General features: G+C 30.3%; 1 protein-coding gene and 1 pseudogene. Both read right to left on the reverse strand.

The annotated features are described in order from the left end of the window. Positions 1-151, reverse strand: a pseudogene (locus IDG60_RS22695) (hypothetical protein); the annotation flags it as partial. Next, the coding region (locus tag IDG60_RS16720) for an MFS transporter (protein WP_206160958.1) at positions 132-869 on the reverse strand (738 nt) is incomplete at its 5' end. The gene IDG60_RS16720 and the pseudogene IDG60_RS22695, both read right to left, overlap by 20 nt.

Below are 869 nucleotides of genomic sequence, written 5' to 3' on the forward strand. Positions count from 1 at the left end.
CATAACCTCTAGATATTAGTATACATAATATAATTAGCGACCCTATTATAATTGCTAAATTATAAGCCAAACTAATTTTATATTTCATTTCAATTCCCACCTTAATAGCATTGATTAAAATTCTATTATGTTTACATAGACTTCTTAACAAACCTTAACCCAGCTAAGCTAAGCATTGAAATAATTGCACCTCCTGATATAAATATATTACTTAAGCTTAGTAAAGGTATAATTAAACTTATAAGTCCTAAAGACAATGTATCCGCTGCGTAATTCGATGTAGATGAGATACTAAATACTTTCCCCATCAAATGATTTGGCGTCTTTATTTGAATGGCAACTGATCTTGTTAGTCCCTCTATAGATTGCCCAAGTCCCACTAAAGTTGCACCTATATATAGTATCGCCACACTTGGAAACACATTAATTATCGATAAGCCAATCCCCCAAACTAAAACACCAATACTAAATTTAAAGATTAATCGTTTTTCTGACAGTAAACCCATAATCAATGACATTAATAAAGACGCTATACCTAAACATGATGTAGCTAGTCCATATACACCAACGCCCTCTTTTAATATATTGGAAATAAACAATGGTAATGCAACACGCCAAAGACCAGTATTAATCAATATGCAAGCAAATTGGATGATGATGATAAATGGAATTTCTTTAGATTTTTTCAAGAATTCCCAAGTTTCAGAAAAATCTTCTTTTGAGTGTCTATCAATCATGCTGATATTTGTATATTTTAAAAGTGCATTAAAAATAAATCCTAAAAATAGCAATATACTGCAAATAAAAAAGACGCCAACATTACCAACTAGTATTACAATGACACCAATTAAAGCAGGTAAAATAATATT

The sequence above is a fragment of the Staphylococcus sp. EG-SA-2 genome (assembly GCF_017152085.1).